This is a genomic window from Bacillus sp. 220_BSPC, assembly GCF_001054655.1.
GTDB classification, from domain to species: Bacteria; Bacillota; Bacilli; order Bacillales; family DSM-1321; genus Peribacillus; species Peribacillus frigoritolerans.
Genome location: NZ_JVPL01000292.1, coordinates 1 through 26008, shown reverse-complemented (window position 1 = coordinate 26008; position 26008 = coordinate 1). Strand labels below are relative to the sequence as shown.

28 protein-coding genes and 1 tRNA gene are annotated in these 26008 nt (G+C 43.1%); 4 read left to right on the top strand and 25 right to left on the bottom strand.

What is annotated here, in order from left to right; genetic code table 11:
- Positions 1-19: 19 nt before the first annotated feature.
- The 4 genes from ADA55_RS23635 to ADA55_RS23620 all read right to left on the bottom strand — a co-directional run bounded on the left by ADA55_RS23635 (position 20) and on the right by ADA55_RS23620 (position 3175).
- On the bottom strand, positions 20-1054 hold the full coding sequence (locus ADA55_RS23635; protein WP_048688036.1) for a sugar-binding transcriptional regulator: 1035 nt from the start codon (positions 1052-1054) through the stop codon (positions 20-22).
- A 139-nt stretch (positions 1055-1193) separates the two neighbouring features.
- On the bottom strand, positions 1194-1436 hold the full coding sequence (locus ADA55_RS23630) for a glutaredoxin family protein (protein ID WP_048688033.1): 243 nt from the start codon (positions 1434-1436) through the stop codon (positions 1194-1196).
- A gap of 15 nt (positions 1437-1451) precedes the next feature.
- Complete coding sequence (gene rpoN, locus ADA55_RS23625; protein WP_309076871.1) at positions 1452-2789, bottom strand: RNA polymerase factor sigma-54; 1338 nt, start codon at positions 2787-2789, stop codon at positions 1452-1454.
- Between the two features lie 314 nt (positions 2790-3103).
- Positions 3104-3175, bottom strand: a tRNA-Arg gene (locus tag ADA55_RS23620).
- Positions 3176-3464: 289 nt separating this feature from the next.
- On the opposite strand from ADA55_RS23620, the gene clpP reads away from it, so the two are divergent.
- A complete protein-coding gene (gene clpP / locus ADA55_RS23615) occupies positions 3465-4070 on the top strand; it encodes an ATP-dependent Clp endopeptidase proteolytic subunit ClpP (RefSeq protein WP_034309977.1) in 606 nt (201 codons plus the stop codon).
- Between the two features lie 100 nt (positions 4071-4170).
- Here clpP and ADA55_RS23610 read toward each other — a convergent pair whose 3' ends face one another.
- From ADA55_RS23610 to ADA55_RS23535, 15 genes are all read right to left on the bottom strand, one after another.
- Positions 4171-4428 (bottom strand): HPr family phosphocarrier protein, encoded by a 258-nt coding sequence (locus tag ADA55_RS23610; RefSeq protein ID WP_048688029.1) that lies wholly within the window; start codon positions 4426-4428, stop codon positions 4171-4173.
- Positions 4429-4448: 20 nt separating this feature from the next.
- On the bottom strand, positions 4449-5402 hold the full coding sequence (gene whiA, locus ADA55_RS23605; protein WP_048688026.1) for a DNA-binding protein WhiA: 954 nt from the start codon (positions 5400-5402) through the stop codon (positions 4449-4451).
- Positions 5403-5469: 67 nt separating this feature from the next.
- Positions 5470-6456, bottom strand: coding sequence for a gluconeogenesis factor YvcK family protein (locus ADA55_RS23600; protein ID WP_048688023.1), 987 nt, complete (start codon positions 6454-6456; stop codon positions 5470-5472).
- The gene (rapZ, locus tag ADA55_RS23595; RefSeq protein ID WP_048688021.1) at positions 6446-7345 is read right to left on the bottom strand and encodes an RNase adapter RapZ; all 900 of its coding nucleotides are present in this window, start codon (positions 7343-7345) and stop codon (positions 6446-6448) included. The genes ADA55_RS23600 and rapZ overlap by 11 nt, the downstream gene beginning before the upstream one ends.
- 45 nt (positions 7346-7390) lie before the next feature.
- Positions 7391-7849 carry an NUDIX hydrolase gene (locus ADA55_RS23590; RefSeq protein ID WP_034309963.1) on the bottom strand — a complete coding sequence of 153 codons (459 nt, stop codon included), beginning with the start codon at positions 7847-7849 and terminating at the stop codon, positions 7391-7393.
- A 558-nt stretch (positions 7850-8407) separates the two neighbouring features.
- The gene (trxB, locus tag ADA55_RS23585; RefSeq protein ID WP_034309960.1) at positions 8408-9355 is read right to left on the bottom strand and encodes a thioredoxin-disulfide reductase; all 948 of its coding nucleotides are present in this window, start codon (positions 9353-9355) and stop codon (positions 8408-8410) included.
- Positions 9356-9458: 103 nt separating this feature from the next.
- Entirely contained in the window at positions 9459-10961 is a 1503-nt protein-coding gene (locus ADA55_RS23580) for a tetratricopeptide repeat protein (RefSeq protein WP_048688018.1), read from the bottom strand.
- 209 nt (positions 10962-11170) lie between these two features.
- Complete coding sequence (hisIE, locus tag ADA55_RS23570) at positions 11171-11827, bottom strand: bifunctional phosphoribosyl-AMP cyclohydrolase/phosphoribosyl-ATP diphosphatase HisIE (RefSeq protein ID WP_048688014.1); 657 nt, start codon at positions 11825-11827, stop codon at positions 11171-11173.
- Positions 11824-12582, bottom strand: a complete 759-nt coding sequence (gene hisF / locus ADA55_RS23565; protein ID WP_048688012.1) for an imidazole glycerol phosphate synthase subunit HisF — start codon at positions 12580-12582, stop codon at positions 11824-11826. Before hisF ends, hisIE begins: the two co-directional genes overlap by 4 nt.
- Positions 12583-13317 carry a 1-(5-phosphoribosyl)-5-[(5-phosphoribosylamino)methylideneamino]imidazole-4-carboxamide isomerase gene (gene hisA, locus ADA55_RS23560; RefSeq protein ID WP_048688010.1) on the bottom strand — a complete coding sequence of 245 codons (735 nt, stop codon included), beginning with the start codon at positions 13315-13317 and terminating at the stop codon, positions 12583-12585.
- Positions 13314-13946: an imidazole glycerol phosphate synthase subunit HisH gene (hisH, locus tag ADA55_RS23555; protein WP_048688008.1), complete on the bottom strand. Its 633-nt coding sequence runs from the start codon at positions 13944-13946 to the stop codon at positions 13314-13316. Before hisH ends, hisA begins: the two co-directional genes overlap by 4 nt.
- Positions 13947-14534 carry an imidazoleglycerol-phosphate dehydratase HisB gene (gene hisB, locus ADA55_RS23550; RefSeq protein WP_048688005.1) on the bottom strand — a complete coding sequence of 196 codons (588 nt, stop codon included), beginning with the start codon at positions 14532-14534 and terminating at the stop codon, positions 13947-13949.
- Between the two features lie 89 nt (positions 14535-14623).
- Positions 14624-15913 (bottom strand): histidinol dehydrogenase, encoded by a 1290-nt coding sequence (hisD, locus tag ADA55_RS23545; RefSeq protein WP_048688002.1) that lies wholly within the window; start codon positions 15911-15913, stop codon positions 14624-14626.
- A gap of 26 nt (positions 15914-15939) precedes the next feature.
- Positions 15940-16569, bottom strand: a complete 630-nt coding sequence (gene hisG, locus ADA55_RS23540; protein ID WP_034311625.1) for an ATP phosphoribosyltransferase — start codon at positions 16567-16569, stop codon at positions 15940-15942.
- A complete protein-coding gene (locus ADA55_RS23535) occupies positions 16562-17746 on the bottom strand; it encodes an ATP phosphoribosyltransferase regulatory subunit (protein ID WP_048687999.1) in 1185 nt (394 codons plus the stop codon). Before ADA55_RS23535 ends, hisG begins: the two co-directional genes overlap by 8 nt.
- A gap of 471 nt (positions 17747-18217) precedes the next feature.
- Between ADA55_RS23535 and ADA55_RS23530 the strand changes: the two genes are divergently transcribed.
- From ADA55_RS23530 to ADA55_RS29690, 3 genes are all read left to right on the top strand, one after another.
- On the top strand, positions 18218-19276 hold the full coding sequence (locus ADA55_RS23530) for a processed acidic surface protein (RefSeq protein ID WP_048687997.1): 1059 nt from the start codon (positions 18218-18220) through the stop codon (positions 19274-19276).
- 1 nt (position 19277) lies between these two features.
- Positions 19278-19910 carry a class D sortase gene (locus ADA55_RS23525; protein ID WP_181151550.1) on the top strand — a complete coding sequence of 211 codons (633 nt, stop codon included), beginning with the start codon at positions 19278-19280 and terminating at the stop codon, positions 19908-19910.
- A gap of 78 nt (positions 19911-19988) precedes the next feature.
- Complete coding sequence (locus ADA55_RS29690; protein ID WP_153246169.1) at positions 19989-20132, top strand: hypothetical protein; 144 nt, start codon at positions 19989-19991, stop codon at positions 20130-20132.
- Between the two features lie 37 nt (positions 20133-20169).
- On the opposite strand, the gene ADA55_RS23520 is transcribed toward ADA55_RS29690, so the two are convergent.
- The 6 genes from ADA55_RS23520 to ADA55_RS23495 form a co-directional block, all read right to left on the bottom strand.
- On the bottom strand, positions 20170-20688 hold the full coding sequence (locus ADA55_RS23520; protein WP_048687993.1) for an acyltransferase: 519 nt from the start codon (positions 20686-20688) through the stop codon (positions 20170-20172).
- Entirely contained in the window at positions 20685-21356 is a 672-nt protein-coding gene (ppaX, locus tag ADA55_RS23515) for a pyrophosphatase PpaX (RefSeq protein ID WP_048687991.1), read from the bottom strand. The genes ADA55_RS23520 and ppaX overlap by 4 nt, the downstream gene beginning before the upstream one ends.
- Positions 21346-22290, bottom strand: coding sequence for a nucleoside recognition domain-containing protein (locus ADA55_RS23510; RefSeq protein WP_048687986.1), 945 nt, complete (start codon positions 22288-22290; stop codon positions 21346-21348). The genes ppaX and ADA55_RS23510 overlap by 11 nt, the downstream gene beginning before the upstream one ends.
- Before the next feature lie 27 nt (positions 22291-22317).
- Positions 22318-23130, bottom strand: a complete 813-nt coding sequence (lgt, locus tag ADA55_RS23505) for a prolipoprotein diacylglyceryl transferase (protein ID WP_034309934.1) — start codon at positions 23128-23130, stop codon at positions 22318-22320.
- A 26-nt stretch (positions 23131-23156) separates the two neighbouring features.
- On the bottom strand, positions 23157-24092 hold the full coding sequence (gene hprK / locus ADA55_RS23500) for an HPr(Ser) kinase/phosphatase (protein ID WP_048687982.1): 936 nt from the start codon (positions 24090-24092) through the stop codon (positions 23157-23159).
- Positions 24093-24634: 542 nt separating this feature from the next.
- The gene (locus tag ADA55_RS23495; protein ID WP_048688261.1) at positions 24635-25735 is read right to left on the bottom strand and encodes a DUF4097 family beta strand repeat-containing protein; all 1101 of its coding nucleotides are present in this window, start codon (positions 25733-25735) and stop codon (positions 24635-24637) included.
- Positions 25736-26008: the final 273 nt, after the last annotated feature.

Genomic DNA, 26008 nt, shown 5'->3' with positions numbered 1-26008 from the left:
TTTTAAGTTCGCAAATATATTAAGGGGTGTAATTCCCCTGAATTAACTCTTGTGCCGCAGCTTCATCCGTGATCAAAACGGTTGATGAAGGTGCGCCTTTCATGTAGGAACGGATAGCCTTTGCTTTAGTTTTGCCACCTGCCACAGTTATCACTCGCTTTTCAGGGCTAAGATCATCTAACTGGATGCCGACTGTCAAAACTTTATGAACAACTTTGCCGTTTTCATCGTAATAATAACCGAATGCCTCTCCTACAGCATTTCCATCTAACAGCTTCTTTAACATTTCTGGCGAAGAATTTCTTCTCTCTGCCATAGCCATGGCATCACCGATTCCATGAATGATCATATCGGCAGACTTGATTTGGGAAATCACTTCTTTAATTGCAGGTTCCTTCTGAAATGATGCATAAACCTCACCGCTTAATTGATCGGGTACATATAACACTCTGTATGAGGCTTGAGCCTTCTGTGCCATTTTTTCGACAATCGTATTGGCCTGATTCTGCACCGCTTCACCAATTCCCCCGCGGGCTGGGACAAATGTCAATTTCCTGGATGCTTCATCAGGTGACAACGAATTAGCCACTTCGGCCATTGTCGATCCGCCAGTAACCGCAATGATATTCTTTGAGTTCCATTCTCGTTTCATACGGTTTGCACAAGCTTTGCCCAATTCTTTTTTCACCCATGGGGTTTCATCACAATTTCCTGAGACAATTATGACTTCATCCACTTGTAACAAATCCTGCAATTGCTTTTCCATTATGTCTATACCCATTACTTCACGCATTATTCCTTCTAACTTATCCAGGATTTCAATCCCTTCATCAGTCAGCGTCATGCCAGAGCTGAAGATGTTAACCAGGTTCTGACTTTTCAGAAAATCAACCTCGCCTCTAAGCGTCCGCTCTGTCAAATTAAGGCTCACGGACAGACTGCGCCTTCCAACCGGCTGCATCATTTTGATATAACGCAGGATATCATATCTTTTTTGCATAACCATAAGGAAATCGGGCAATAATTTTCTTTGTACCTCGAGTAATGTACGCATATTTAAAACTCCTAAAAAGTTAAGTTGGACATTTAACGTCCCGCGTAGTCATTTTCTGTCCCACTTAAAACAAAAAAATATTCCTGCTACATATTTTATTCTAGCAGGAACGGAATGTTTCTTCAAATGATTTGAAAAATTATTTTTCCAAAAGCCTATTTAGAGCTGATTTATCAACGTTTCCGAACTGAACGATTTCATCTTTCCATTCAACGACAGGGATCATCAGCCCGAATCTCCCAAGCAAATCATCATCGGTATGGATATCGATTTCCTTATAGCCTATGCCTGACTCCACTTTCACTTCTTCGAGTACCTGCTTGGCTTTATCACATAACGGGCATTTATCCCTACTATATAAAACAAACGCATTCGATTCCAAAACCACTCATCCTTTTCAATCATATCTTTTTCGTTTAGATGAAGAAGGGATCCCTAATTGTTCCCGGTACTTGGCAACGGTTCGGCGTGCCAGGATAATTCCATGCTCTTCTTTCAGCCGTTCCGCCAAGTCTTGATCCGAAAGCGGCTTTTGTTTATTTTCCCCATTGATGGCTGCCTGGAGGCTCTTTTTCGCCTGCATGCCCGACATATCCTCATCAAGGCCGACCGACTGTAAAGAAGTAGTGAAAAATATCCGCATCTCTATCGTGCCAAATGGTGTCTGTACGTACTTCCCTTTAACCGCCCGGCTTACTGTGGACTCATGTATGCCAAGTTCGTCTGCGATTTCTTTCATCGTCATCGGCTTCAAATAGTTCAGGCCATGATGAAAGCACGCCGGCTGTTTTTCGACGATGCACTGAATAACCTTCAATATCGTTTCTTTTCTCTGTTGGATTCCTCTGGAGATCCATTGGTATTCCTGCCACTTATCCTGGATAAACCGCTGAACTCCCTGATCCTTATGGCTCTTCATTCGGTTTAAATATCCTTTATCCACATTAAGATTGGGTGTGTTACCATCATAATTCCCGACAAGCAGCATGCCATCCCGAACTTCCACGACTACATCCGGCACTATATAAGAAGGTTTTTCCTGAAAAAAGAGTGATGCCGGACGCGGGTTCAACGTCTGGACATAATCAAAGACTTCTTGAATCTCCTTCAGAGTAACACCGATTTTCTTACTTAGGTCTTTCCAGCGCTTTTCAGCAAAATCGAGGAAATGGTTTTCTATGATCGATTCTGCCAGAAGATTCTCCCCTTCTGCTTTCACTTGAAGCAAAAGGCACTCTTGAAGATTCCTCGCTCCAATACCATGCGGTTCAAGTTCCTGTAAAATCGAGAGACTCTCTTCCAAAACGGCCGGAGATATGCCTGGGATGCATATATCATCCAGCTGAGTCCTTAAGTAACCGTTTTCATCAAGATTATGAATTAATAGAAGCATTGCCTTTTGCTGCTCACCGGAAAACTGCTGGTGATTCACCTGGGACATGATATGCTGTTCAAGCGATATGGTATCTTCACTGATCTGTTCAATCCAATAGTTGGCATCATACGTATTTTTAAGAGTCCGTTTACCTTTTTTGCGGTCAAAAGTTGGCTGAAATAAAGAAGATGTTGGCTGATCTATGGACAGTAATGGGTTCTCCACCATTTTATTTTCTAAAAAAGCCGATAGCTCCTGCGAGGAGTATTGCAGCAATGTAATAGCTTGCATGAGCTCCTGGGTCATTGCCATCTTTAATGTTTGCTGTTGAAAAAGTCCTGCTTTCATATTCATACTCATCGATTCATCCCTCCCCCACTCCATTTTACATTATCAGGAGAAAATTCTACACAAAAACCCATGAAAACGCTTACGATTTTTTTCTGAATAGTTTATTTGTTTTAAATACTATATGTTAGAAACGCAAATTTAACAACTACTTTTATTGAAAAATCACCATTTTTCAATAGTGTGGGCGAATATTTTCAAGACAGGACCGACATTACAGGATTCGATGGAATATTACGGAAAACGAGCAAATTCAGCAAAAATTTCAACTCTCCTAAAAATGACAAATAAAAAATCCCCCACTTTATTAAGCAGAAGATTGGTAATGCCCTCGGCAGGAATCGAACCTGCATTTCAAGCTTCGGAGGCTTGCGTTCTATCCGTTGCACTACGAGGGCGTAATAGAAAATATTTTTTCAACAGACTTCATTATATGATAGAATCCCCTCCTTTGCAAGGGTTATCAGGTTTAAAACTTTATCATTTGGGTATTATGGGTAATGTGGAAATTCATCCCTGTGCGGCATAATATATAAAATAATCTATCAGGAAGGAGCCTTAGCCAGAAAATTGTCGAACAAATTATCCATAATAGGGTTTGTTTTGTTTGACCTAAATTGACCAAAAAGTGTATCATACATACATAAAGAATTTAAATGATTCTCTTAATCGAAGGAGGAAATGAACATGAATTTAATTCCTACAGTTATCGAACAAACAAGTCGTGGGGAGCGTGCCTACGATATTTACTCCCGTTTATTAAAAGACCGGATCATTATGCTAGGAAGTGCAATTGACGATAATGTTTCCAACTCCATTGTTGCTCAATTACTATTTTTAGAAGCGGAAAATCCTGAAAAAGATATCACTCTATACATCAACAGCCCTGGCGGAAGCATCACTTCCGGTATGGCCATTTACGATACTATGCAATATATCAAACCTAATGTATCGACAGTATGCATCGGTATGGCCGCTTCCATGGGTGCTTTCCTATTGGCCGCTGGCGAAAAAGGCAAACGTTATGCGTTGCCAAACAGTGAAGTCATGATTCACCAACCACTTGGAGGAGCTCAAGGTCAAGCTACGGAAATTGAAATTGCTGCCCGCCGTATCCTTCACTTGAAAGATAAGCTGAACCAAATCTTGGCAGAACGTACGGGACAACCTATCGAAGTCCTTCAAAGAGATACGGAACGTGATAACTTCATGACTTCCGAAAGAGCTCTTGAATATGGCTTGATTGACAAAGTCATCACGCGCAGCGTTCTTGATGATAAAAACTCTAAGTAATCCTGCAACAAAAGAAAGGCTCCGGAGATCGCCATAAGCGACTTCCGGAGCCTTTTTTTCATGATAAAAGAAAAGGATGCACATTTAGGCACCCCCTTTTTTAACCCTCTTGCTGAACGAACTCTTCCAATGCTTCTAACGCTTCTTTTTCATCGCGTCCTTCGACGATTAACTTCACGGACACGCCAGAACTGATGGCTAGGCTCATTAATCCCATTATACTTTTTGCATTCACTTTCTTTCCTTCTTTTTCAAGAAAAACATCTGAATGAAAGCGGTTAGCTTCTTGTACAAAAAGAGCCGCCGGCCGAGCTTGCAAACCCGTTTTCAATTTTACCTCAACTTGTTTCTCCACCATCTTGATCTCCCCTGTTAGCTTTATTTTTTCGCAGCAATAGCCTCTCCTCCACGGAGCCTGTCAGCTATTTCATCAATCTTTCGCAATCGGTGATTAATCCCGGACTTACTGATGGTTCCCCCGGATACCATTTCCCCAAGTTCCTTTAAGGTTATATCCTGAAACGCTATCCTAAGCTCCGCAATTTCCCGAAGCTTATCCGGTAAAATGCCAAGTCCTACCGTATCCTCGATATAATGGATATTTTCAACCTGGCGCAATGATGCCCCGATCGTTTTGTTCAAATTGGCTGTTTCACAATTCACAAGCCGATTCACTGAATTACGCATATCACGGACAATCCGTACATCCTCGAACCTTAATAAAGCTGAATGGGCGCCAACTATACTTAAAAACTCGGCAATCTTTTCGGCTTCTTTCAAATAAATGATGTACCCCTTCTTGCGTTCAAGTGTCTTGGCCTTCAAGCCAAACTTATTCATTAGCTCACAAAGGGCATCATTGTGCTCTTTATAAAGTGAGAAAATCTCAAGGTGATAGGAAGACGTTTCCGGATTGTTAACCGAACCCCCTGCAAGAAATGCACCTCTTAGATAAGAACGCTTACAGCATTTCTTCCCAACAATAGTATCGGATATATCATGGAGAATTTCAAAGCCATCGCCTAAAATTTCCAAATCGGTTAAAACCCGCTGCCCTCCGGATGACATCCTGACAATATATACATTGTTCTTTTTAAGCTTCATCTTTTTACGGACCAACAGCTCGACCTGGACCTCATAACTTTTTTTCAGCAGCGTATAAATCCTTCTGGCAATCGCAGCATTCTCAGTTTGAATATCCACAACAAGCTTCCGATTAGAAAATGAAAGGGATCCGTTCATCCGGATAAGCGCACACAATTCCGCTTTACCGCAGCAATCCTTCCCCTCTAATGTTGTAAGCTCTTTTTTTGTTTCTGAAGCAAAAGACATCCATTTCACCCCCAATCGAACGCAGGTAATCTATTTTTATCAATCAAAAAACCGTCCCCGCTTATATCTACGGTACTATGTGGCTTTTTGTTTCATTTACAAGCATATTATAAAGCAAATCCGCCACTTTTTTCGTATCATGGCGTATTACATTCCCTTCATAGCTGAAAATGCGTTCTTGTATGATTTCAAGACCCATCATTTTTAAGCTTTCCACATCATACATGACCGGTTTTGCATATTCAGCTTGATAGCGCTGCTGAATCTCGGTTGGTATTTCCTCATTATTAACAAGTATCCTGTCAATATATGCATTTCCCATATGGTCATATATCGCTTTTATATGATCACTCGCGCTATAATCCAGAGTCTCGCCGGCTTGTGTCATCAAATTGCAAATGTACACCTTCTTAGCCTTGGAACGGGCTACCTCTTCTCCTAAACCAGGGACAAGTAAGTTAGGCAGAATGCTAGTATATAGGCTTCCTGGACCTATGACTATAAGATCTGCCTGCTTGATTTCCTGGAGAGTTTCACTAAGCGGCTTTATATGACGAGGAGACAGGAATACTTTTTTTATTTTCTTTCCTGAGAAGGGAATCTTGGATTCTCCTGTAACAATCGTTTCGTCATCCATCTCTGCATGGAGAACCACACTTTGGTTGGCAGCCGGAAGCACTTTACCGCGGACATTAAGGAATTTACTCATTTCCTGGATCGCATGGACGAAATCCCCGGTCAGCGAAGTCATTGCCGCCAGTATCAAATTCCCAAGCGAATGCCCTGACAACTCATTTTTACTCTGAAAGCGATGCTGAAACATTTGTTCAACAAGGGGCTCTACATCCGATAACGCAGCCAGCACGTTACGAATATCACCCGGAGCGGGAATATCCATATCCTCGCGAAGGCGGCCTGAACTTCCACCATCATCAGCAACCGTTACGATTGCCGTTATATCCACCGGATGCTTCTTTAACCCTCTCAACAAAACAGGAAGGCCGGTTCCCCCTCCGATGATCACAACCTTAGGCTGTTTCTTTTTATCTAACATCTGCTTTCCCCTTACTTTTTTCGATATCGCGATGTGATACTTGAACCCTGTAATCCTTTTTGAAGTGGTTTGAAATATACTCCGTCAAAGCTACAGAACGGTGCTGACCGCCTGTACACCCAATCGCAACAACAAGCTGTGCTTTCCCTTCACGTTTATAATATGGAAGCATGAAAGCGAGCAGATCGGTCACTTTTTCCAAGAATTTTTGCGTCTCACTCCATTTTAAAACGTAACTCGACACTTCCTGTTCCAAACCAGTCCTTGGCCTCATATGATCAATATAATATGGATTTGGCAGGAACCGTACATCAAACACAAGGTCGGCATCTATGGGCAGACCATGCTTGAACCCGAACGACATGACATTGACTGTAAAACCGACACTTTTATCGGCAGAAAACTCCGAAGCGATTTTCTCCCTCAATTCGCGCGGCTTCAGTTGGGAAGTATTAAAGATCAGCTGGGCCCTTCCCTTCAATTCGTCCAAAAGTTCCCGTTCCATTTTAATGCCTTCCAATGGCCGACCTAATGGAGCAAGGGGATGGGTCCTTCTCGTTTCCTTATATCTGCGTACCAAGGAATCATCATCCGCTTCAAGAAAAAGGATTCTTGGTGATACTGCAGCTGCATCCGTTAAATTATCCAGTGCAAGAAATAAGGAATCAAAAAATTCCCTTCCCCTTAAATCCATGACAAGAGCCACTTTATTCATCTTATTCCCGGAGTCCTTCATTAACTCCAAAAACTTTGGCAACAGCGTGGGCGGCAAATTATCGACGCAAAAAAAGCCGAGGTCTTCAAAACTTTGAACCGCCACTGTCTTGCCTGCTCCGGACATACCGGTAATGATGACCAATTGCGTTTCACTCATCTGCCCTGTACTCATAGTTTCTCCGCCCCCATGTATAGCAATCTTTTTTATATCTAAAAATTAACCTGGATCCAACCGGTAAGAAAGCAGCTTGAACTCTGGCGTATAGGTAAAGGTTCCATAGATGATCCCACTGCCATGAACCATATAATCCAGGATGTGAAAATCACCTTCAGCCATCATCAGCTTTTTAACATCTTCAACCGGATGCCAGCTAAGTTCCCCTTCTTCACAAACATCCACATTTACACCATCGGAATCCGTTGCAAAGAAAGTGAACATCATCCATTCTGATAAAACTTTATCTCCGTCCTTCATGATGAAGGTGAAAATACCTTTGATGGAAGGGTTTTTTAAATAAACGCCCGTTTCTTCGCGATATTCCCTAATGCAAGCATCGCGTACAGACTCCCCAGGTTCCATCTTGCCGCCGGGAGCTACCCACCATCCGCGTCTAGGCTTTTTCAATAAGAGGATTTGATTATCTCTGATCAATACACAGTTTGTGACACGTTGCACGTTCTTCACCTCGATTGGCTCTGCTCGACTATAGAAACCTTCACCCCCCGTGTTGAAGAGATTCAGTTTATATCCTTAAACCGCCGCTAGATATCCATTTGGCGATTTACAAATGCTAATAGTTCAAACAAGTTGTATTTTTCATCTTCTTACCATTATGAAAGATATATATATGTTTAGTATATCTTATCATTATACTATTTTTAAAATGAGCAAACAATAAAGTAAACTTCCTGCATTGGGGGAATCTTCATTCGCAAGGAATCACATAGGTAAGCCTTTATCCTGCTTAACTCCTATTCTTCTCCACTTTCGCTTCCTAAATGCAAAGGAAAGGCTTACTTCACATTAAAAACCGCTCGGGAACATCCTAAAAATTGGAACTAAAGATATAGTCTCAAAGCAGGAAAACAAAAAAAAGACACAGAAACTTATTCTGTGTCCTTAAACGTTTATAATTAAAGGGGGTCAACTTCTATCCCCTACTATACCGAATCATTATTTCACGCGTGTTACAACATCGTTAAAACGGAATTACGATTGTATATTCTTGTGATATCAAGCCTTTGGCTGCAATTTTTCTTGAAGTTCCTCAACAAAATGCTGAGCGGATTGGGCGGCAATGCTTCCATCGCCTGTAGCTGTAACGATTTGGCGCAATGTTTTTTCACGAACATCACCTGCAGCAAAAATACCAGGTACACGTGTTTCCATCCGATCATTCGTTTCAATATAGCCTGTTGAGTTCAAGATGCCCAAGTTTTCAAATGGTTTCGTTAGCGGAAGCATTCCGATATAAATGAATACACCGTCTGCGTCCATCACTGTCTCTTCTCCGTTTTCAGTGGAAACTAGTGTGACACCGCCGACCTTGCCGCCTTTTTCATTGATTTCCTTCAAAGTGTGATTCCAGATGAAGTTAATTTTCTCATTGGCAAATGCACGATCTTGAAGAATCTTTTGAGCACGAAGTTCGTCACGTCTGTGAACGATCGTCACTTTTGAAGCAAAGCGGGTTAAGTACACACCCTCTTCAACAGCAGAGTCTCCGCCGCCGATAACGAACAGTTCTTTTTGCTTGAAGAATGCACCATCACAAACTGCACAATACGATACACCGCGGCCGCCCAATTCTTTTTCGCCAGGAACGCCGATTTTCTTGTATTCGGCACCAGATGAAATGATGATTGAACGTGCTTTGAATTCCTTTGAACCGGCTTTGATCGTTTTATACTCTTCACCGTCGATGATTTCCTTAACATCCCCATAGGCATACTCCGCACCGAATTTCTTTGCATGGTCAAACATTTTCGTTGAAAGTTCAGGTCCGAGTATAGTGTCGAACCCAGGATAATTTTCAACTTCCTCCGTATTGGCCATTTGCCCGCCTGGTACTCCGCGTTCTAACATCAATGTTGAAAGGTTCGCACGTGATGTATAGACAGCCGCCGTCATCCCTGCAGGACCAGCTCCAATAATAACAACGTCATAAATTTTTTCAGACATGTTTTCACTCCTCCATATTCCATTACAAATGGAACCTTCACTACGGTTAGTGTTCCCTACCTATTATCCTATATAACAAATAATTTTTCGTCCAAATATCTGCTCATCCGATTAAGTTTTGAACCAACTTCACGTACTTCGATAAGGTGGACACCGAAATGAAATGTTTGTCTGCGATTGCCTGTTTGCTCGCCTTCTCACTTTTAAGCTGAATCCACACGTACTCCACCGCAGATGCCCATCCTGCAGGATTATTTAGCTTCTGCTCGGATTTCACCGCTTCGATGAAAACGGAAAACCACATTAAATAGAGCCCGGCTTCATTTAATTGTATCGGTTGGAAATGCTGATATAATAACTCAGCTGTGCGATCGGCAAAATCAATCGGTGTTAATTGGCGATCTTTAGCAGGACCTTGAACAAGTTCGGCATAATCACGTTCCAAGTCAGTGAAATTCTGGTTTAGGTTGAGGACCTGGTTTTTCAATAGCTTCTGTTTATGAACCGAATGTTTCAGAAGGAAAATGGCAAAAAGCCTTTCTTCGATGAATTCACTTTCCAGCCTTTTTATAATAGAAGGAAAATGATGTTCAAAACCATCTGAAGTTGCATTCATATCTCCCCAAGGCTCCATGCCTTCCTTTTCCGGGTTCATTTCCACGACCTTTTTCCATGCCTTTTTAGCAGCCTGTTCGTGGCCTAAGTGGTAAGCGGAAATGGTAAGCCAATAGTAGAAGGTTCCATCTCCTTCGAACCCTTGCTTTTGAAGTCCTTTAAGCCAATTATATGCAGAATCATAATTTCCGATCAGAGCGAAGGTCGCTCCAAGCTTGAAACGATGTTCGGATAGCATCGGCCTAATTTTCTCCAGCATCTGTATGAGCTCTTCAACCTTTGCCTCATCCTGTTGATAATGATGAAATACAACAAGGTTACAAAGCGCATGCAGGTTTCCCGGACTTTTTTCCAGTACCTCATCAAGTGTCGCAAAAGCTTCATTCACTTGACCAAGATAGAAATAGGCAAGTGCCAGGTTATTATAAGCGGACCAGTAATCCTCGTACTCGGCAATAGTTTCTTTCAGCACTTCGATCGCCTTCGGGAAATTGCCTGATTCCAGGTACTCACGGGCTTGTTCCTGTTTGGTAATGAGCCCATCATGCTTAAAGGGATTTTCTTCTGACTCATCCGACTCAAAAGTTATCAATTCAAGCAGATCCTCTGCGTCATCGCTGAACTCCCCGTCTTCTTCTTTATCAAGATAAGCACTGGCGTGACGATAAGCCTCCTTGAACATGCCTAAGTGGGCATAATTATTCGCCAGGAAGTAATGACATTCCGACATATAGGGATCCATCACATCCAAGATGTTTTCCAAAAGGTTGTTTGAATAATTATATTCACCGATTTCCGAGCAAGTGATTGCCAATTGACAAGCTATCATCGGTTCAGCAGGTTCAAGTTCCAGCGCACGTTCCAGGTATTTCTTTGATTTAGGTAATTCCCGTCTATGATAAGCTTTTAAACCCTTGGTGAAATAATACTCACCTGTTGGGTGAAAGGTTAGAATTTTTGCCTGTTGGCCAAATTTAGAGTCTTTACTCATGTAATCCTCCATCTACAAGTTGATTAACCATAGTATTATAACATATTGGAGAAAATTTGCCGAACAATTCAAGAAAATGGAAAACGGGAATCATCAAGCTTTCTTCAAGAAAAATCGAAGCATTTTCCTTGTCATATGGGGATTCAAGATCGCTGCTCGCCATCGCAAATACACACAAAAGCCCTCCTATTGACGGAGGGCAATCACATTCATTCGGTTTCTTTCGGTTCGTCCTTATCGGCATGTCTAGCCTTCAATACATCAAGCACCGCTTGGAAAGGCAGCTCCTGCTCTTGAAGAAGAACGAATAAGTGATAGAGGAGATCGGCACTTTCCATCGAAAGTTCCTCTGCATCACGGTTCTTAGCAGCAATGATCACTTCTGCCGCTTCTTCACCGACTTTCTTCAGGATCTTATCCACGCCCTTATCGAATAGGTAGGTCGTATATGAACCTTCAGGCATTTCCGACTTTCTTTTTTCAATCAATCTTTCCAATTCCGTCAAGAAAGTCACATCCGCCTTCACGTGTTGTCCGGCTTCACCATTTTGGTAAATCGTTTCGCTAAAACAGCTTGTTGCCCCTGTATGGCACGCAGGACCTGCAGGAACGACCCGAACGACCAATGCATCTTGATCGCAGTCATACTTCATTTCGGTGATTTTCTGGATATTGCCGCTGGTTGCTCCTTTATGCCATAATTCATTGCGCGAACGGCTGAAGAAAACCGTTTCCCCTTTTTCAATCGACAATTGCAGAGATTCTTGATTCATGTAAGCAAGTGTCAGCACTTCGCCTGTTCCTGCATCTTGAATAATTGCCGGTACCAAACCTTTTTCATCGTATTTAATAGTTTCAAGATTCATCGTACAACCACTCCTTGTTGTTTGAGAAACGCTTTGACTTCTTTAACGGATGTTTCTTTATAATGAAAAATAGATGCCGCCAATGCTGCGTCGGCTTTACCTTCTTGGAAGGCTTCCTGGAAATGTTCAGCGTTGCCTGCCCCGCCAGAGGCGATGACCGGAACTGAAACGGCTTCAGATACCGTTTTTGTCAAAGCGATATTAAACCCTTGTTTCTCGCCGTCACAATCCATGCTTGTCAATAAAATTTCCCCAGCACCGCGGGATATGGCTTCCTTCGCCCACTCGGTCACTTCCCATTCAGTCGGTTTCCGGCCGCCGTGGGTATATACGCGCCAAGACCCAAGCCCTTCATCATATCGGGCGTCTATGGCAACCACGATACATTGGGAACCAAAATAATCAGCACCTTCATTAATTAAATCAGGACGGAGGATGGCTGCTGTATTTAAGGATACTTTATCGGCACCGGCCCGCAGGATCTTCTTCATATCCGCCAATGAATTAATGCCGCCGCCCACCGTGAACGGGATTGCCAAGCTGCCCGCTACCGCTTGAACGACGTCGACGATCGTTTCCCTGCCTTCATGTGATGCGGAAATATCCAGGAAGACAAGCTCATCGGCACCTTCTTGGTCGTAAAAGGCTGCAAGTTCGACCGGATCTCCAGCATCCCTAAGGGAAACAAATTGTATGCCCTTGACTACACGCCCATCTTTTACATCGAGACATGGAATAATTCGTTTAGTGAGCATTTAACCACGCACCTTTTCTAGTGCATCTTCTACAGTAAAGCGGTTGGTATAAAGTGCCTTGCCAATGATAGCCCCTGCAATTCCTTGGGCTTCATACTCCTTGAGGGTGATAAGGTCTTCGAGTGAACTAATCCCTCCTGAAGCAATCACGTTTTTACCAGTTGCCTCCGCCATGGCCAATATACCTTTCACATTCGGCCCTGAAAGCATGCCATCCGTTGCGATATCAGTCACGATAAAGGTCTCGGCACCAGCATCGGCCAGTAGTTTGCCAAGATCTACCGCAAGGGTTCCAGACGTTTGAAGCCAGCCATGAGTGGCAACCTTGCCATCCTTCGCATCGATCCCGATAGCGATATGGCTTCCATATTTCCTAATCATATCTTTAGTGAAATCAGGGTCTGAAACGGCCGAGCTGCCTAGAATGACACGTTCCACTCCATTATCCAGATAATGGGCTATATCCCGTTCCGTTCGGATTCCGCCGCCGATTTGAATGCGGGCGCCTAACTCACTTGCCGCTTTAATTACGTATGAATCATTGATTCTTACTCCCTCTTTAGCTCCGTCAAGGTCGACCATATGTATCCAACCGGCTCCTTGGTCCGCAAAGCTTTTAGCCATATCGAAGGGGGAATCACCATAAACGGTTTCCTGATTGTAATCTCCCTGGATTAAGCGGACGCATTTGCCTCCGCGCATATCAATCGCCGGGTAAATAGTAAAGTTGCTCATGCTTCTTCCTTCCCTTCTACTAATGACAGATAATTTCTCAAGAGTGACATACCCATATTCCCGCTTTTTTCCGGATGGAACTGCATGCCGAATACATTCCCTTTACCAACGATCGCCGGCACTTCCACATCATACGTCGCCGAAGCAGTAACGAATGATTCATCTGTATCGACGTAGTATGAATGGACGAAATAAACATGTTCCTCTTCCAGCCCCTCATTCACTGGTGATGCGTGTTTGAATTCAAGTCGATTCCAGCCCATGTGCGGCACTTTATAAACCTGGTCATTCGTATCCACTCCCTTAAAACGAACGACTTTTCCCGGGATGAGGGATAATCCTTTTGCCGGTCCATTTTCCTCACTTTCATCAAAGAGAAGCTGCATACCAAGGCAGATGCCTAATAGATACCCCCCATCCGCTACATATCCCCGCAGAAATTCATCCAGCTTTTGTTTTTCCAAGAGACTCATGGCATCCCTGAAAGAGCCAACGCCGGGAAGTATGATCCCTTTCGCCTTTGAAAGTTCTTTTGGGTCATCGGAAATGAATGAATCGGCACCAAGGCGCTCAAGCCCTTTACTTACAGAAAATAAATTCCCCATGCCATAATCGACGATCCCGATCATTTACAACATTCCTTTCGTCGAAGGGATGCCTTTGACACGTGGATCGATTGTCGTAGCTTCATCCAATGCACGTCCAAGCGCTTTGAATATTGCTTCGATCATATGATGTGTGTTGTGACCGTAATGAACGACTACATGAAGGTTCATCCTGGCTTCAAGTGCGAATTTCCAAAGAAACTCGTGCACCAGTTCAGTATCGAAAGTACCGACCTTTTGCGAAGGAAACTCAGCCCGGAACTCAAGATGCGGACGATTGCTTAAATCGATGACAACCTGGGCGAGTGCTTCATCCATAGGTACGAAAGCATTTCCGTAACGCTTTATCCCGCGCTTGTCTCCAAGGGCCTCCAATAACGTCTGACCCAAGCAAATGCCAATATCTTCAGTTGTATGGTGATCATCCACGTCCGTATCCCCATTTGCATCTACTGTCAAATCAAACTTCCCGTGTTTCGTGAACAAATCCAGCATATGCGTCATAAACGGAACGCCGGTCTTAATGGAGGAATTACCTTCCCCATCCACATCAAATTTCAAACTTATTTCCGTCTCATTCGTCTTTCGCTCCACACTAGCAAAACGTTCCATTACAGCTCCTCCTCAACGGGGTACGACCCCTTTTCCTAAGATGTAAAAGCATGTCTAAAGTTTTTATATCACTGATTTCACTTATTTAATCATTCAGGACCTTTTCCCGATTCATTCACACCACGTGATTCGATGGCACGGGCATGGGCCTCCAATCCTTCCATTCGGGCAAATGCTGCGATTTTTTCTGCATTTTTGCGGAAGGCTTTTTCACTATACATGATGATGCTCGATTTCTTTTGGAAATCATCCACATTCAGCGGGCTGGAAAAACGGGCGGTTCCATTGGTAGGCAACACATGATTGGGGCCTGCAAAGTAATCCCCGACGGGCTCCGAGCTATAGCGGCCAATGAAGATTGCACCGGCATGGCGGATTTTAGCCATGATTTCAAGTGCATCTGTGGTCACAATTTCCAAATGTTCCGGTGCAAGTTCATTAATCGCTTCAACAGCTTCTGCCATATTCCCGCATACAACGATTCTTCCATAATCCCTTATCGAGGCTGCAGCAATATCATGACGTGGAAGCAACGCCACCTGCTTGGTCACTTCTTCAGCCACTTCTTCTGCAAGAGACGTAGAAGTCGTGACCAAAACACTGCAAGCCCGGGCATCATGCTCCGCCTGTGATAACAAGTCTGCCGCTACTTCTGCAGCGATGGCCGTTTCGTCCGCCAATACCGCTATTTCACTTGGACCTGCTATCATATCAATGGCGACATCCCCGAATACTTCGCGCTTCGCTAACGCCACATATATATTTCCCGGACCCACTATTTTATCCACTTTCTTAATTGTTTCCGTCCCATAAGCGAGGGCAGCTATGGCCTGGGCCCCGCCAACTTTATAGATTTCCTTAACTCCGGCAATTTTAGCGGCTGCCAAAACCGCTGGCGATAATTTCCCATCTTTCCCTGGAGGAGATACCATAACGATCCGTTCCACCCCCGCGGCCTTCGCAGGCAGTGCATTCATCAATACTGACGAAGGATAGGCCGCTGTGCCTCCAGGTACATAAACACCTACAGCATCAAGAGGTGTCAATTTTTGTCCTAGCATCGTTCCCGTATCATCAGTCGTAAACCATGAATTTCGAATTTGTTTCTCGTGAAACATTCGGATATTATTCGCAGCTTCTTGAATAATCTCAAGCTGCTCAGCAGTCAATGCCGCTGTCGCTTCTTCCATTTCCAGCTCCGATACAAGCAATTCCCCTGGACTGACACCATCGAAACGTTCGGTATAGGTATGTAAAGCCGCGTTTCCGCTTTTCCTGACATCATAAATAATATCCTGAACCGCTTTTCTTTGATCGGCAGTACCTGCTTCAACCGAGCGTTTCAGGGAAATCCCTTCAGCAAACCGTTCTATTTTCATACCTTCACCTCATTAGCGATTCTTTACTATTCAATAATTTCTGCTAGCCGTTCCACGATTTCGGTAATCCTTGCTTCTTTAATTCGATAGCTGACAGGGTTTGCTACCAGCCTCGAAGTCACATTGGCGATTTTCGCATATTCCACAAGACCGTTTTCCTTCAATGTCCGCCCGGTTGAAACGATATCGACGATTCGTTCAGCTAAACCAATTAACGGTGCTAACTCAATAGACCCATTCAACTTTATAATCTCGACTTGCTCCCCCTGCTCGCGAAAATAACTGGAAGCAACATTCGGGTATTTACTGGCTATTTTGGGGGCGATGTCACTTATTTTCGTACCTGGCAGTCCAGCTACAGCCAAGTAGCAGGCACTGATTTTCAAATCAAGTAACTCATAGACATCACGTTCTTCCTCAAGCATGACATCCTTCCCTGCAATTCCAATGTCAGCGACGCCGTGTTCCACATAGGTTACGACATCCATCGGTTTAGCTAAAATGAACCGCAGATTCTCTTCTTCCACCTCAAGGATCAATTTCCGGGAATCATCAAACTCGGGAGGGAGACGAAAACCGGCCCTTCTTAATAGCTCTGCCGCTTCTTCAAATATTCTCCCTTTCGGCATGGCAATCGTTAAAAAGCTATTATTCATCTTTTCCATTCCCCCCGTTCCCCACGAATAAATGAACTTCAGAAAATGTCCGTGTAAAAGCATCGACATTTTGGACGACTGTAATATCCTGAATCGTTACCAATTTCCCTACGGAGCGTTTTTCCCTTGCAAAACCGATCGCTTCCAATCTTCGTTCGGGACTGAATAAAATACATTCTGGCGCGACAGGCTGAATCGGCTCCCCAAGAGCTTCTGCAAGACGATCCACCCGGATTGCAAAACCTGTGGCCGAAGCATTCCAGCCGAACTTCTCAAGCAGATTATCATACCGGCCACCATTGCCGATTGGAGAACCGACTTGTCCGGCATACACTTCAAATAAAGTTCCCGTGTAATAACTCATATGACTGACCAATGTTAGGTCGAAGCTCACATATTGTTCAACGTCAAATTCTTTTAGCTGCGCAGACAATTCCTTCAGTTCAGCCAAAGAATCTTGCCCTTTATTATTTTCAACCAACCCTAGCGCCTTTTCCACGGTTCCTTCACTGCCACGTAAGGAGGTAAATTCGATAAGCCGTTGTTTATCAATGGATGAAAGCGGCAGTGATTTAACATGCTCGCGATAACCAACATAATTTTTTTCATACAAAAACTTCCTTAATATAGAGGCCCTTTCCTCCGTACCTAGAATACTCAAGAAAAACTCTTGCAGAAATCCGATATGTCCAATGGAAATTTTAAATTCCTGAAGCCCTGCAGCCTTTAGAGCATCCGCAAGCAGGGCAATCATTTCAGCATCGGCACTTATTGACTTATTTCCGATACATTCAATGCCAATCTGTTCGAATTCTGCCGGCCTGCCTCCTTCACGCTGCTGTGCCCGGTATACATTCGCGGAATAGGCCAGGCGAAGCGGAATTTGCTGTTTTAGCAGCTTGGATGCTGCGACCCGTGCAATGGGCGCTGTCATCTCGGGACGAAGTACGAGCGTATGCCCCTGGGAATCAAGAAGTTTAAACAACTGTTGATCCAATATTGCTGAAGCCTCGCCAATTGTTTCATAATATTCCAAAGCTGGCGTTTCAATAAATTGATAGCCCCACTTCTTGATTTCATCACTCATTTTATTTCTGGCCGACACTTTCGTTTCATACAGCACCGGCAATGTATCTCTCATGCCTAATGGTTTTTCAAACATAAATGGCTTTGTCACGACTGCACATCCTTTTGCAATATTGATTACTATCTATATCCAATCGGTCCGCCTTAGGCAAAAACCGATGCACCCATTCCCTATTTTGTTTATCCCTTTATCTTTCCAAGGTTTTCACGCTTAAATCCAATTTTCGGATAACATATAAAAATAGTATCAAATTAAATGACATAATCATATAAATAATCGCAATAATCTATTAAATTACTTTAGTTCGCTAATATGGTAGCAGGTTGAAGTTATTAATAGTTTACCCCCGCCCCCACCTCACGTCAAGGAAAATATGCCTAATCCCATTCCTTCCATACCACGTCGGTCTTGAATATTCTTCACGATCGGTTTAAGCCCTTTTCCCCAGACAATTCCTCCTATCTTTAGCCATTCATTGTTATTAATGTGTACCTTTTGGTTTAGCTGTTTTATAATACATAGGGGTTTGGCAATATTAGAGAAATTTAGGGGGATATGGGAATGAAGAAATATTTTTCGTTTTTTGTGGCACTTATCGTTCTTTTTTCACTGGGTTCAAGCGGAACGAAGGGTTTTGCGGCAACTAAGATCAACCAGGATGAGCTTAATGCATACCTTTCTGAAGTTAGAATGACGCAAGAAGAATTGGAAGAGTATTTATCCTATTACGACTTAACATTGAATGAATTGAAATCGGCAGAAGAGTTGCGTGAAACATTAGGACCTGCCGTCACTCCTGAGACCTTACAGAATCTACTTAAACAATATGAAATGACAGAAGCTGAACTTACTGAATTACTAATGGAATACGGCGAACTGGAAGAGGGGGATTCCATCATCGATACCTTCCATTTCATTTACGACATTGAGGATATCATCGATTTAGAAATGAATTATGATGAGGAAGAGATGGAATATGATGAAGAAGAGATCAGCGATTTAATGGATGGTCTCTTTACTGAGATCGGCCTTACGGACGAAGAGCTCGACAGATTCATGAACCACCTTTTGCCTATCGTCGAAGACCCTTCTTTTGAATCTCGTTTAATGGCGATCTCCGATAGGATGAATCAACTAGAGTATTTTGAAACAATTGATGAATTATCTGCAGAACAAGTGGCAGAATTGCTTTCGATATATAATGATCTTCAAAGCTTGCTGCAAATTCAATTCAAATTCGCTTTAATTCAGGATGGTGCCAAGACAAACCTTTCCCTTGATGCATTATTCCAGCTTAAGGAATTGACGAATGCTAGTTTACTAGTTTCCATTTATGATTTAAACGGCAAGTTCCTGCTCGATTTTACATTGACCGGTGAAATGATCGGTTCCGATTTAGTGAAAGAAACCGGCAATGACATGAAACAGTCCACTGAGGTCATTTCTAAAGTGGCTGAGGTAAAAAAAGAAAAGAAGAAACCGGCAAAACCTGAGCATAAAACGGAAAAAGGCGGAGTGCTTCCTAAAACGGCAGGTAATTATTTATTCGGTGCTTTATTCGGTTTAGTGTTGATGGGTATCGCTTTCGGATTAATTAGAAAAGCGAGACTCACTAATTAAGATGAGCAAAAAAAGGCAATCCAGGCATAAGAAAAAATCGTTGCTTATCACTGCTGTATGCTTTTTGACCTTAGGTTTTTATTTTACAACGACAAACGCTTATACGCTGTTAAAAGGCTATGCCCTATATAAATGGAATAATTCTGACACGACGGAAGCAACGGCTAAGCTCCCCGAACCGAAGACGAAAGCAGATAATCCTGATGGCATTGAACTATATGAAGAACGACCGGAAACCGGTGATTTGATGGGTGAGCTATATATTCCAAAAATCGAAGCAACACTCCCGATTTATCACGGAACGTACGAAGATGAGCTCGAAAAGGGCGTCGGCCATTATGCGGGGTCCGTCCTTCCCGGTGAAAAGGATAATTCCGTTTTATCCGGTCATCGAGATACAATTTTCAGAGATCTAGGTGAAGTCGGCGAGGGTGACTTGCTGATTGCCAAGACAGAAGCAGGTACGTTTACATATAAAGTGAGGAAGGTCCGTATCGTCGATGCAGATGACCGTACCGTGATCGTTCCCAAGCCTAAAGCCACACTTACAGTAACAACCTGCTACCCGTTTTCATATATTGGTAGTGCACCGGAACGGTACGTATTGGTTGCCGATTTATTGAAATCGGAATAGATAAATGAGATGCGGGGCTGAAGTCGTTCAGCTCCCTCTTCATAAATCTTTACTAGATGATAGGAGGACAAGCTCAATATGGAAAAACAGGCACAGGAAAGGTTTTTTCAAATTTTAAAAGAAACGTATGAAGCGACGGTGAACCAGGAAAATGTATCAATCAACGAAGTGATAGAGCGTCTAAAGAATGAACTGACTCCGTTATACCCAAAATGCCATTAAAAAAGGACCTGCCGCATATAGGGGCAAGTCCCTTTTTTCATAAGGAAGTTTGCTGCTCTCTCTCAAGCATTTCCTCTTTGGTATATATGATTTTCATTGGATTCCCGCCAACGAAAGCTCCCTCCGGAACATCCTTATGGACAAGCGTCCCCGCAGAGACAATCGCCCCATTACCAATTGAAAGTCCTGGAAGAATGGTCGAATTCGCGCCAATCAATACTTCATCGCCAATGACCACTTCTCCTAAACGATATTCATGAATCAAATATTCATGAGCAAGGATCGTCGTATTATAGCCAATGACAGTATTTATTCCGACCGTTATTTTTTCCGGAAACATCACATCCGGCATGACCATCAAGGCAAACGAAGTATGCTTCCCGACCTTCATATGTAAAAAAGTCCTGTATAGCCAATTCTTCATGCCCAGAAAAGGCGTGTAACGAGCTAGCTGTATCACCACAAAATTCTTGACGACTTTCCAGAATGGAACGGTCTTATATACATGCCATAGTGAATTGGCCCCTTCAACTGGATAGCGGGACGTGCGTCTCATTTTTTTCTAGCCTCCGTGAGTTTTTCAACCTCAACGATACTCAATAAATCCGCCATCTGCTCAAGCATATAATCAGGGTGATAGCTTTCCAGTAATTCACGGCCTTTAATGGACCAGGAGACCCCTGCCGTTTTTGTACCTGTATTTTTCCCGCCCATGATATCATGATAACTGTCGCCAATCATGATCGCTTCTTCAGGAACCGAACCGAGCTGATGTAAAGCTTTTACCAAAGGCTCTGGGTCCGGCTTTGCCTTTTCCACCTCATCCAGTGTGACCACCACTTCAAAGAACTGATCCAGATTGCTTAAACGCAGGCCCTTTTCGACGACATCGCGCTTCTTTGTCGTTACGACTGCCAATTTATAACCGCTCTGCTTCAGCGTTTGAACGGTTTCGAACACCCCGTCAAATTGTGTGACAAGCAAATCATGGTTCCTCCAATTATGCTCCCGATAGTATGCGATCATTTCATCCACACGTTTTGGATCGATGGAAGAAAACGTATCGACCAAAGTCGGTCCGATAAATGGAATGATATCTTCCCGATTGTACTTTCCAGGACAAAAGTGGTTTAAAGTTTCTGTAAAAGAGGCGATGATCAATTCATTTGTATTGATCAACGTACCATCAAGATCAAATAATAATGTAGTTATGTTACTGTTCATATACAGCTTCCTTTCTCTGTACCCTATCAGTCCGATTCCATATATACGCAACGACCATCGTTAAAACAATGGCAGTGAGCAGCCGAATAAGTAACAACGGCAAGACCGGAATCCCCAGCGGAATAAAAATCAGTGTGTCTTCTACAACAGCATGGCAGGCAACTAAAAAGATGAATGCAATCGTCATATCCTTCTTCGAAACATTATCCTCTTTAGCCGCTTGAATCATCACGCCTGCACCATATGCCAAACCGAGAGTCAGGCCTGTAACGAAAGGCATGGAAGCATTCGGCTTCATCCCCAGGACCTTCATGAAAGGGGCAAGGGCTTTCGAGAAGGCTTCCAGCCACTTTAAATCCTTCATGATTTGAACCGCAACCATGAGCGGAATAACGATGACCGCCAGCTGGCCAATGCCTGAAAGGGCCTGGATGACCCCATGGAAAAGGATTGCTCCCGTTCCGTTAATCTCTGCAGCCTGCCCGATAGCCGTTCCTTGGGCCATTTCAGATCCGCCCTGCCAAACAAGATTGATGACGACAGCGGACAAAAGCGCAAGCCCGATCCGTACTGTTAGGATGACCCACAGCTTGACACCGGTTTTCATCGCCACACCTGACTCGATCAATAAATTATGTGAAAAAGATAGCATCATAGCGATGATAAAAACTTCTTTCACAGTCAAATCAAGCGTTAATATGCCTGCAATCGCTGCGTATAAATTCAGGAAATTCCCTAATACAAGCGGAATTGCAGCATCCCCTGGAAGACCGATGAGATTCATCAAAGGCGCTATCAAGTTGATGATGAACGGCAATACAGGCGTATATTGAAGCACAGTGACGATCAGAGTAACCGGAAATATCACTTTCCCCAAAGACCAGGTTGTATTCAAGCCTGAAAGAAGTCCCTTTTTAACCGAATCCACTATCACTATGCCCTCTCCCTTTTCACATATTACCTATGCATCTAAATATCTTTTGTCTGCATGCCCGCGGACCCTTCTATAGACCACTAAAGCAATGGCTACAGCTATCAACACTATCGAAATCACTTGTGCGATACGCAGTGACTCCGTCAGCATCAAACTGTCCGTCCGCAATCCTTCGATGAAATAACGTCCGATGGAATACCATATTACATAGGTTAAAAACAGTTCCCCCCTGCGCAAGTTCACTTTCCGTAAACTTAAGAGAATTATGACTCCGAGGATATTCCAAATCGATTCATACAAGAAGGTTGGGTGATAATACGTACCGTTTATGTACATTTGATTTATGATGAATTCAGGCAAATGCATATTTTCAAGGAATGACCGTGTTACTTCTCCCCCATGCGCTTCCTGATTCATGAAATTACCCCAACGGCCAATCGCCTGCCCCAACAATAAGCTCGGTGCAGCAATATCCACCAGCTTCCAAAATGAGACCTTCTTGACCTTTGCAAAAACGATTGCAGTCAGCACCGATCCGATCAACGCACCATGTATGGCAATTCCGCCATTCCATATTTTTATGATATCCCCCGGGTTTTGTGAATAGTACTCCCATTGGAAGATCACATAATAAATACGGGCACTAATGATCGCGATCGGGACAGCAAACAAAATCAAATCAGTAAATATTTCCTTATCAAGACCTCTTCGCTCCGACTCCCTTAATGCGATAATAAGACCCAATAACACACCGAAACCGATGATTAGCCCATACCAATGTACCTGAATGGGACCTAGATCAATCGCTATCGGATTCAGCGGCTGTATTCCTTGTTCCATTTTGTCCCCTCTTTTCCTATAACCTTTTAAAATTCATCATGTTCCGGATCTGCAATGGCATGGTTCAAGCGATCTGAAAACTGTTCTGCAGCATTTACTCCCATTCGTTTCAGGCGGTAATTCATGGCTGCCACTTCAATGATAACAGCTAAATTTCGCCCTGGACGGACAGGTACGGTAATTTTCGTCACTTCCGTATCGATGATTTTCATTTTCTCTTCATCAAGGCCAACCCGGTCATACTGCTTATTTTTTTCCCATAGTTCCAGATTGATGACGATTGAGATCTTTTTATTGCTGCGGACTGCACCAGCTCCAAAAAGTGTCATTACATTTATGATTCCCAATCCCCTAATTTCAAGAAGATGTTCAATTAAATCCGGGGCATTCCCGACTAGCGTATCTTGATCTTCCTGCCTGATTTCGACACAGTCATCGGCTACGAGGCGATGACCCCGTTTCACTAATTCCAGGGCTGTCTCACTTTTACCGACTCCGCTTTTACCGGTGATCAACACACCTAAACCATAGATATCCACCAATACACCATGAACGGCAGTGGTTGGTGCCAACCTGCTTTCAAGGAAATTTGTCAGACGGCTGTATAACCTTGTCGTCTTCATATTGGATCTCATCACAGGAACGGATTCCCGCTCAGAAGCTTCGATCAATTCTAACGGCACTTCCTGACCACGCGTAATGATGATGCCTGGAGTAAAGTCCCGGCACAACTCTTCCATCCTCTGTATTCGATCCGGTTCATTCAACCGATTAAAAAAGGACATCTCCGTCATACCTAACAGCTGTACTCGATCTGCGGGATAATAATCAAAAAAACCGGCTATTTCAAGTCCGGGACGAGATAAATCACTCGTGACGATCGGTCGGTTAATTCCTTCTTCCCCACTGATAAGTTCTAGACCGAACGCTTCTACTATATCCTTTGTACGGACTTTTGCCATATATCTTTCCTCCTTTTGGAGCGATGCTATTTTTTGAGATACTTTTTCTATTTTAGCATTTTTCTGTTAATAACCAAACAATGCATTATCGATTTATCGTTTTTTTATTCACTCCGCACGGATGATGGCAGCGGGATGGCCCCATAACCAGTAAAGAGAGGGGAGGGACATACATGAATCCTTACACCAAAATAAAAGCAAGCCCGGCAGTTTATATTGGCGGGCTCTCTTAGTAGACAAAAGAGGGAGAATAATGTTCCTGAACCAACTCCAACGCAAAACCTTCAACTCCTTAAATATGGTTTCTATCTAAATTTAATAACAAATTTGATTGGAGAGGAAGGTACGAGACTCCTGCGGGCAAAGCGCGTCTAGGGGATACCCCACAGGCGCAAGCCGAGGAGACTCCACGACCGCCTCTGGATAAGCGAGTGGCTGGAGCGGAAATCAACATCCAAATTGTACAATCCAAAAAAAAATGCAGGCAAACTCATTTTCAGAGAGTTTGCATGCATTTTGCGCCGCCAGTGAACTTTCCCTTTTCAGGAAACCGTTATTGCTGCAGTCTTCGTTTCTGCAAAAACATGAAGCACAGGAACCTCTTCTTTAACTGTCTTGAACTTAAGGACCTTCTGAACCACATCACTTTTCTCTTCGATGATGGTCATCCCTTCCAAAGTTACATTAAAGCTTCCTAAATTGGATTTCAACTCTCCTTCGATCGCCTTACCTGGAGGCAGGGTCAGCTGGACTTTTCCAGTGACTGACTTAGCATGGATCGAATCGCAATCCATCCCTGAATTCGTACAGATGACTTCACCATTGAACGTTTGAACATCCAATTTCTTGAAGTACCCATCGGCATTAATCGCTCCATTCAGGGTCTCGGCTTCCAAGTCATTAAAATTTGTATCTGAAATGGTGATCATCCCGTTACCAGTTTCAAGGTCACAGGAATCACCCGTACCCTGCATGATATGAATGGCACCATTCGCCGTTTTCGCTTTAAAGTTCTCTGATTTCAATGATTCAGCCGTGATTGCGCCATTGAACATCCTTACATGAATGTCCTCATATTCTTTTCTTGGAATGTACATGGTCGTATCAACCTTTATGGATTTTTCACGAACCATGAACTTCAATTTTCCATTTTCAATCGTGAAATCGACTTCTTCCAAAAAGTTTTTCCTGGCTTCTTCTATATCTTCCACACGGTATACCTTAGCTTGGCATTCCACCCGGACATCATCATGGTCCCATGCGGCGATTTTCATTTTCCCATTCGCTATATCTACATCAACTACATTCAGGAAATCTTGATCATGCTGGAAAATATGACTGACCTCCACAGATTTCCCGAAATTGAAATCAAGATCCGTTTCTTTGATTTTCTTAAAAGCACTTTCAACGAAATCCATAATCTTTTCTTTCGATGACTGGATATTCTTCTTAAACGTATCCTGATTGCTTCCTTCGCTTTTCTTATCCACGACTACCGTCGATAATTCATTTTGCAATTTCTGCTCTTTAGCTTCACTTTCCTGACTGGCTTTATCTAATTCTTCCAATAGGCCCATGGCTTCTTCCGCTGATAACTTTCCATCCTGAATCATTTCTAAAATTCTCTTTCTTTCCTCCTGCATGAACATTCCTCGCTTTCTTCTATCATTTTATTCATACATACGCCTAGATATCTAAAAAGTTTCATAAATACCGTTTTTCCCATCATTCGACAAACGAAAATGACAATTTCCGAAAAGGAAGATGTTTGATTTCCCCGGAAATATCTTGTTTTCCCATTCTTTAATCAAATGATTGATTAAATGCACACCGTCATTTTTCTACAAAAAAACAAGCCTGATGGCTTGTTCCAGACTGTAGACAAACTCGATGAAAATCGAGTTTGTCTATTTTTA

Bases quoted from the DNA above. Each gene is read 5' to 3' on its own strand.
- ADA55_RS23635 (WP_048688036.1), bottom strand. From the start codon at position 1,054: ATGCGTACATTACTCGAGGTACAAAGAAAATTATTGCCCGATTTCCTT.
- rpoN (WP_309076871.1), bottom strand. From the start codon at position 2,789: ATGAGTATGAATATGAAAGCAGGACTTTTTCAACAGCAAACATTAAAG.
- clpP (WP_034309977.1), top strand. From the start codon at position 3,465: ATGAATTTAATTCCTACAGTTATCGAACAAACAAGTCGTGGGGAGCGT.
- ADA55_RS23610 (WP_048688029.1), bottom strand. From the start codon at position 4,428: ATGGTGGAGAAACAAGTTGAGGTAAAATTGAAAACGGGTTTGCAAGCT.
- whiA (WP_048688026.1), bottom strand. From the start codon at position 5,402: ATGTCTTTTGCTTCAGAAACAAAAAAAGAGCTTACAACATTAGAGGGG.
- ADA55_RS23600 (WP_048688023.1), bottom strand. From the start codon at position 6,456: ATGTTAGATAAAAAGAAACAGCCTAAGGTTGTGATCATCGGAGGGGGA.
- rapZ (WP_048688021.1), bottom strand. From the start codon at position 7,345: ATGAGTACAGGGCAGATGAGTGAAACGCAATTGGTCATCATTACCGGT.
- trxB (WP_034309960.1), bottom strand. From the start codon at position 9,355: ATGTCTGAAAAAATTTATGACGTTGTTATTATTGGAGCTGGTCCTGCA.
- ADA55_RS23580 (WP_048688018.1), bottom strand. From the start codon at position 10,961: ATGAGTAAAGACTCTAAATTTGGCCAACAGGCAAAAATTCTAACCTTT.
- hisIE (WP_048688014.1), bottom strand. From the start codon at position 11,827: ATGAATCTTGAAACTATTAAATACGATGAAAAAGGTTTGGTACCGGCA.
- hisF (WP_048688012.1), bottom strand. From the start codon at position 12,582: ATGCTCACTAAACGAATTATTCCATGTCTCGATGTAAAAGATGGGCGT.
- hisA (WP_048688010.1), bottom strand. From the start codon at position 13,317: ATGAGCAACTTTACTATTTACCCGGCGATTGATATGCGCGGAGGCAAA.
- hisH (WP_048688008.1), bottom strand. From the start codon at position 13,946: ATGATCGGGATCGTCGATTATGGCATGGGGAATTTATTTTCTGTAAGT.
- hisB (WP_048688005.1), bottom strand. From the start codon at position 14,534: ATGGAACGTTTTGCTAGTGTGGAGCGAAAGACGAATGAGACGGAAATA.
- hisD (WP_048688002.1), bottom strand. From the start codon at position 15,913: ATGAAAATAGAACGGTTTGCTGAAGGGATTTCCCTGAAACGCTCGGTT.
- hisG (WP_034311625.1), bottom strand. From the start codon at position 16,569: ATGAATAATAGCTTTTTAACGATTGCCATGCCGAAAGGGAGAATATTT.
- ADA55_RS23530 (WP_048687997.1), top strand. From the start codon at position 18,218: ATGAAGAAATATTTTTCGTTTTTTGTGGCACTTATCGTTCTTTTTTCA.
- ADA55_RS23525 (WP_181151550.1), top strand. From the start codon at position 19,278: ATGAGCAAAAAAAGGCAATCCAGGCATAAGAAAAAATCGTTGCTTATC.
- ADA55_RS29690 (WP_153246169.1), top strand. From the start codon at position 19,989: ATGGAAAAACAGGCACAGGAAAGGTTTTTTCAAATTTTAAAAGAAACG.
- ADA55_RS23520 (WP_048687993.1), bottom strand. From the start codon at position 20,688: ATGAGACGCACGTCCCGCTATCCAGTTGAAGGGGCCAATTCACTATGG.
- ppaX (WP_048687991.1), bottom strand. From the start codon at position 21,356: ATGAACAGTAACATAACTACATTATTATTTGATCTTGATGGTACGTTG.
- lgt (WP_034309934.1), bottom strand. From the start codon at position 23,130: ATGGAACAAGGAATACAGCCGCTGAATCCGATAGCGATTGATCTAGGT.
- hprK (WP_048687982.1), bottom strand. From the start codon at position 24,092: ATGGCAAAAGTCCGTACAAAGGATATAGTAGAAGCGTTCGGTCTAGAA.
- ADA55_RS23495 (WP_048688261.1), bottom strand. From the start codon at position 25,735: ATGCAGGAGGAAAGAAAGAGAATTTTAGAAATGATTCAGGATGGAAAG.